This is a genomic window from Candidatus Stygibacter australis (assembly GCA_030765845.1).
In the GTDB taxonomy this organism is placed as follows: domain Bacteria; phylum Cloacimonadota; class Cloacimonadia; order Cloacimonadales; family TCS61; genus Stygibacter; species Stygibacter australis.
This window is the reverse complement of record JAVCDJ010000125.1, coordinates 1-6,620: the sequence shown is the minus strand read 5'-3', so window position 1 is coordinate 6,620 and position 6,620 is coordinate 1. Positions and strand designations below refer to the sequence as shown.

The window sequence follows — 6,620 nt, the reverse complement described above, 5'->3', positions numbered from 1 at the left end:
TTCCAGAGTGACATCATCGGTATTCTCCACATAAATACCTCCAACACCATAAGTGGAAGTATTATCTGCTAAAGTAACGCTGCCAAGATAGATGGAATCATTATAATAACCACCTGAAACTCCAGCCATATATATTGCTCCACCATTAGCAGTTGCCGAATTGCCATACATAAGTACTCTATCAGTATCATTACTGTTAATGAATACTCCATAGGTGTATAAGCCTCCGCCACAATTTGCAGAATTACATTTAATTACGCAATCTTCCATATCCAAGGATGCAAATGTGCCATAAATACCTCCCCCATTTTGTGAGGCGGTATTATTGCTGATTATGCAGTTAGACATAGTACAATTATTTCTTGTTTGTTGACCCGCAATATATATCCCTCCACCATAAGTTGCACTACAATTTATGATCTCACAGTTTTCTAAAGATATACTTCTATTCGCTGATAATTTTATCCCTCCACCATACAATGAAGGACAACCATTCCTTATTATTATATCCTCAAAGTAAGTTGTTGTTGCTTGGGATGCATCAAAATCGATACAAGATGAATTTGAGCCAGAACCATCAATATATACGCTTCCTGAACCATAACGCTTTATTGTTAATCCTACACCTCCGATTATGATAGGATCATAAGTTCCATCATATACATTTATAATTTCCCCATTTAGGGAATTGGTTTCTGCATAATCTACAGCATCTTGAATTTCATTAAATTCTGGAGGTGTTGGACTTGTATAATCATCATCTACATAAAGTGTAGCACATAATAGCAGCGGAATTAGCATAATGAATGCTAATATATATTTTTTATCTTTACTCATAACTATCTCCTGTGTAATTTTGAATAGTTCGTTAAAGGCTGTCTGAGTATTCACGCAGATGCTCAGGCAGCTCCTTTTTGATAATATTTTTATGGGAAACAGAATAATGCCATATTTGTCATCCTGCTTCAACTTAATGAAGCAGTCACCTTAGCCAAATTTTAAAAGGCAATTCCTGAGATAGAGTTTTACTGTCGCAAATGACCTATATATATATATATATAGCAAGTTAGCTCATTTATAAATCGGCAGCAAGATCTATTCATAATTTTTCCCCGCAAAGATTATTAATTATCAACAAAGACATTTAGGTACATTAACTATAATGCTGTCAAGATAAATAAAAATATATAATAGAGAATGTACCAATTCAGTGTTATAGCCAACTATAAGCCGTAATAGGTATTAAATTTGATTATTTAAAAATAATTATCACTTACCATTGTATATCTGGCATAGTATTAAATGCCATTAAATTCAAAACATTTGATGTAGTTTTTCTGCTTACCTAGACCATCCACCTCAGGACTACTCTCATTCGATTAAAAAAGTGTTTAACAAATCTATATAACTATAATCCCATCTTTCATTTTTACTCCGTAAAAGTTTGCTATTTGTAGAAAAAAACCGGCAAAAACATTTTCCCTGTAGGGGATATGTATCAGAAAATTTATTCCCATTATCAGGTTAAATAACCCCTACGGGGTAAGGGTTGTTTCATGGGATATTATTTTACTACAAATAGTTAACACCTACGGTGTAAAAATAGCAATAGATATAATTCTGCTATCTCTCCAGTTCGTTTTGTTAGTACTTGTCTTGATGAGCTGTAATGCATGAAAGCTATTCGTTGCTCAAATCCTCTTTATTCTTACATTACATTCATTCAAAATTCAAAACTCAAAATTCATAATTACCTGATCACTGTCAGTTTCCCCTGCTCCAGAAATTCTCCATCTTTTGAAAGCCGCAGGAAATATACTCCCGTTGCAACTTTATCTCCACTGGTATTACAGCAATCCCATCTGATGCCGCTGTATCCTCTTTTTAGTTCTGATTCCCACACCTTTTGTCCTTTGATATTATATATTCCTATCTGATAATTCTCTACCTGCTCCAAACCTGTATAATTGATTATAACCGCTCCTCTGCCGTCACATATTCTCACCGGATTAGGATAATAGTTCAAGGCAGAATCTTCCAATTCAGTTTCCGTAACCGGATTACTGAAGGGATTGTATTCATAAGCACCCAGATCTATTCCACTACCCATGATCCGCGGATTACCTGCCAGATCAAATTCAGGAAGTGTTACACCGTCCGGCAAAATAGTTGTTCCCATATCAATTGCTGGTGAATCATCCTGCAATTCATAGGGAAAGTCTCCCTCACCCAGAAATAGTGGATCTTCATCCCAGTTCGTCTCTTCATCCCAGATGACAAAATTACCTTCATCTAATACTCCATCAAATCCATTCTCAATGATATTGTGGTGAACAACTACTACTGGAAATGCACTACCTGAAGTCCTGGCAATTATTGAGTGAGATGTATTATTTGCATACAATAGATTATTTGCTAATACTGCATAGACACCATTTGATATATAAATCGGCGCATTGCCAATAGTAGGCCCAAACCAATGATTATCTGTAAAAGTACAATTTACTATATTTAATTCCATAGCATAAGCCGCAACAATTGATATGCCCTCGGGAAAATATGGAGTGTGTTCATTCTCAAATTCATTTTGAGTAAATTGGCAATTTACAACACTGTTAGTTGAGTAGCCTTGGGATATGCTTCCTGAATTCGGAAAATAAACTACACCACTGTAGTTATTTTGGAAAATACAATTTTCTACTAAAGTCGATCTTTCGAAATTTGTTAATAACCTTGCTCTTAAATTATAATTTTTCTGATTTCCATATTCACAGTGGTTACCATAAAAATCTACATTCCTGAGTGTCAGGTTTGCTTCATTAATATTTAATAGTATAAAATAATCATTATCTCTGAAAGTGATGTTTTCAAATACTAATGGTTCTTCCGAATCTCCTTCATTTCTTACATAATTCATATAACCAAAAAATGGAGCATTATCTTCAGGAAGATAACCGTTCTGAATAGTCATATTTTTAACTTCATAACCAAGTTCTCCAAAAAGATCAATTATAAATCCGCAATTTCCATTCTGAAGATCAATAATAGTATTCTCCTCTGATTCTCCTATTAATGAAACATAACTTCTCATAACAAGGGGAAATGTCTGGCTTTCATACCAGGGAGCGTATAATCCATTCGTCAGATGAACAGTTCTGGGATTTTCACTATCGGCAGATATTAATTGTAGAGCTTTATTTATTGAATATAATGCCTCTGCTTCATTTAGTCCACTGTTATCGTCATTACCCCAGGGTGCAACGTAAAGGTCAGCTTCTATCTTCTCATATTTTGCCTGAAGTATGTCGAAGGTCATACCCACATAATTCTGACTATTCCAGGTGTCCCCTTGATACAATTCAAATCCATAAGGATCAGAAACAGTAAAAGTATCAACTATCACGTCAGTTACCATTCCTACAGATTCAGCATAAATGTTACAAATATCCTGACCTGCCGGAGCAAAATTATCATATATATTGCACCTGTTGGTATATGAAAACTCTATTGTATTATATAACCTGCCACAACTGATTCCTCCACCTGCACGCATAGCGGTATTATTTCTTATCGTACATCCTTCTAAATAGAGTGCTGTTCCTGAAACTAATATTCCTCCTCCTGAAAATGCATGATTATTTTCTATAAGGCAATTTATCACATCAAGACAGGCATCTCTGGTGAATATCCCACCTCCGTCTCCGTTTACTGTGATCACATATCCATTACCGTTAGTTATGGTAAATCCTCTTAATGTTGTGCCATCTCCTTCATTGTTATTCACATATACACAGCAACTTGTCTGATTTCCATCAATTATTGTTGAATAAATATAATCCCTGTTACCAGTCGTCATTTCCAGGCTGGCAACAGTTATTGTTTTTCCAATATAATCAACATTTTCAAAATACCGACCAGGATAAACCAGCACCGTATCTCCATCCACACTGGTATTTATTCCCTCCTGAATTGAATTATAATCACCATTACCCTCAATATCGACCGTAATAGTAGTTCCCTGCAACATACCAAATATAAGCAACACAATAAATAAAACCAAATACTTATTCATAACCATATCCTCATTTATACCTGGCGTCCCTCAGGACGCCAGGTTTGTTTCTTCTCACTTCTCACTTATTTTGCTTCTCACTACTTCCATTTACTTCATCAATATCACTTTCCGGTTCACTATATCTTCACCCACCTGCAATCTGATGTAATAGACACCGCTGCTGACTTTATTACCAGTATTATCATCTCCCTTCCAGACTAAATTATAGTCATCTGGACGGAATAATTCATTTACCAGAGTTTTGACTTTTTGTCCTTTGACATTATATACATTCAAATTAACTTCTTGTGTTTCTTCCAGGTTGAATGAGATGGTCAACTCAGGATTGAAGGGATTTGGATAACAATGAAGATCATAATATATAGGAACCACATTTTCGTTGTTACCTTCCAGGTAAACCTTATAATGAATTCCCGGCATCCCTGTTATCAGGCTTCTGCGTTCATACTTTCCTTCTGATTCATTAAAAACCTGGTAGCTGTTTAAGTGCTTTAATCCACTTCTTCCATCATACCATAAAGCAAACTCGATCTCCTGACCCGGATCTTCTTCCAGTATATGTGCGCATATCTGGCAAATAGTATCCTCTACAACCTGGGCTCCATGGCAGACACCATCAATATAGACTGCAACTTCGTCAGGCATGTCGTTCACATCAAATGTTGCATAGATGGGAAAGTAATCAACATCATCATCAAATGTAAAATGTTCTGCTACTGGTCTATAATTCACATAGCCACTGCGGGAAGGTGTTTCCCAGTTGAAATCATTATAAGCACTTACCGTTTCTATTACAACACAATCAGCATAATTTATATAACTTGAACCGGTAGTTCCTGTCCAGCGATCATTTGTAGAATTTCTGCTGATCGTCCAATCCATTGTTTTAACGAGTATAGCATCATTGATCACAGCAGAAGGAAATGCATCAATGACTAACTGACTGTCTTCCAGAAAGTATCCCAACCAGGTTTCAGCACTTGCATAGGTATCCAGATCTGTATCAGATTCACATATTACTCCTCTAGAGAATAATAAACACCCAGAAGCATTTGTTTTTTGCATCTTATATCCTTTGACACTGGATATATCCTCATCATCCCAGGTCCATCTTTCTTCGTTATCATCATAAATTCCATTAGCTAAAAACCCATCATCATTCCAAATATCAAGCTCAAGCTGATGTGGCAACGGATTCCAGGTTTGAAGAGAATTCTCCACTCCTACATCATCTCCCTGATTAGGATCTATCTGCAATTTTGGAAAACTCTTCCACAGATACTGTCTTTCAAACAGACCATATTGCCAACTATAAACATCCTGCTCGTGGTACAAATAACCCATGTCTGCCCGTGATCCGTCAGGATCATAATAAGCAATGTCATCATCACCGGTATCTATGCAAGGGCTGTAATACTCGAGATTATATGTATTAGTGTTAACAAATTCCGGATCATCATTAATATTTTCGTCACCCGGATAAACGGTGTTTCCATCAACACAACTATAAGTTACAATATGATTTGCTGGTATCTGGGGTGTATTATCATTTCCCCAAACTATGCTGTTTATAATGCTAAGATCAATGTCATAAGTTGGAGTTCCAATATAAATTCCTCCGATATCATTAGTACAGTTATTATTAGAGATTGTAACTTTGTTGAAATTTAACACCGCAGAAGGTACTTCAGGTGATACGCTTCTAATACCCAGTGCTCCTGCGTAATCAGTTGCTGTATTGTTTTCGATAATAACATTTTCTGCATCTAGGTAGTTAACATAGGTTGCATATGTTTTGGCATATATTCCACCACCTACTTCTGCAGTGTTATCGATAATTGAAACATCTTGCATAGTCAGATGTTGATCACGTGCGTATATTCCTCCTCCTGTAGCAGCCGTATTGTTCTTTATCACACATTTTTCTAACGTTAAATCACCTTGAGAACTAAATAATCCTCCTCCTCCTCCTGTAGCAGTATTATTTATAATCTCACAATTACAAATTTTCACTGTTCTGTCACTACCAGCATATATTCCACCACCACTACTATTATTTCCATTAGTTATAATCAATCCATCAAGTATTACACCATATTGACTATTACTAGTAAAATAAATACATGTATGCTCATCATTACCATCGATAATCACATCTCCTATACCGAATTTCATTATGGTCAAACCTATATTTCCAATTGAAATATGCTCGTAAGTACCAGGATAAACACATAAGACATCTCCTGTCGATGCATCTCCTATTGCCTCCTGAATTGAGTCATAATAGGGAGGGGTTGGATTTGTATAATCATCATCAACATAACGGGTAATGGCGCACAATAACAAGGGTAGCAGCATAATTAATGCTAAAATATATTTTTTATCTTTACTCATAATTATCTCCTTAGTAATTTTGATTAGTTCGTTAAAGGCTGTCTGAGTATTCACGCAGATGCTCAGGCAGCTCCTTTTTGATAATATTTTTATGGGAAACAGAATAATGCCATATTTGTCATCCTGCTTCAACTTAATGAAGCAGTCACCT

General features: G+C 35.8%; 3 protein-coding genes. All 3 read right to left on the bottom strand.

Annotated elements, in window-relative coordinates; genetic code table 11:
• Positions 1-837, bottom strand: an 837-nt coding sequence (locus tag RAO94_06480; protein ID MDP8321978.1) for a hypothetical protein, incomplete at its 3' end; no start/stop codon positions are given.
• 913 nt (positions 838-1,750) lie between these two features.
• A complete protein-coding gene (locus RAO94_06475) occupies positions 1,751-4,072 on the bottom strand; it encodes a choice-of-anchor Q domain-containing protein (protein ID MDP8321977.1) in 2,322 nt (773 codons plus the stop codon).
• Positions 4,073-4,162: 90 nt separating this feature from the next.
• Complete coding sequence (locus RAO94_06470) at positions 4,163-6,469, bottom strand: T9SS type A sorting domain-containing protein (GenBank protein ID MDP8321976.1); 2,307 nt, start codon at positions 6,467-6,469, stop codon at positions 4,163-4,165.
• Positions 6,470-6,620: the final 151 nt, after the last annotated feature.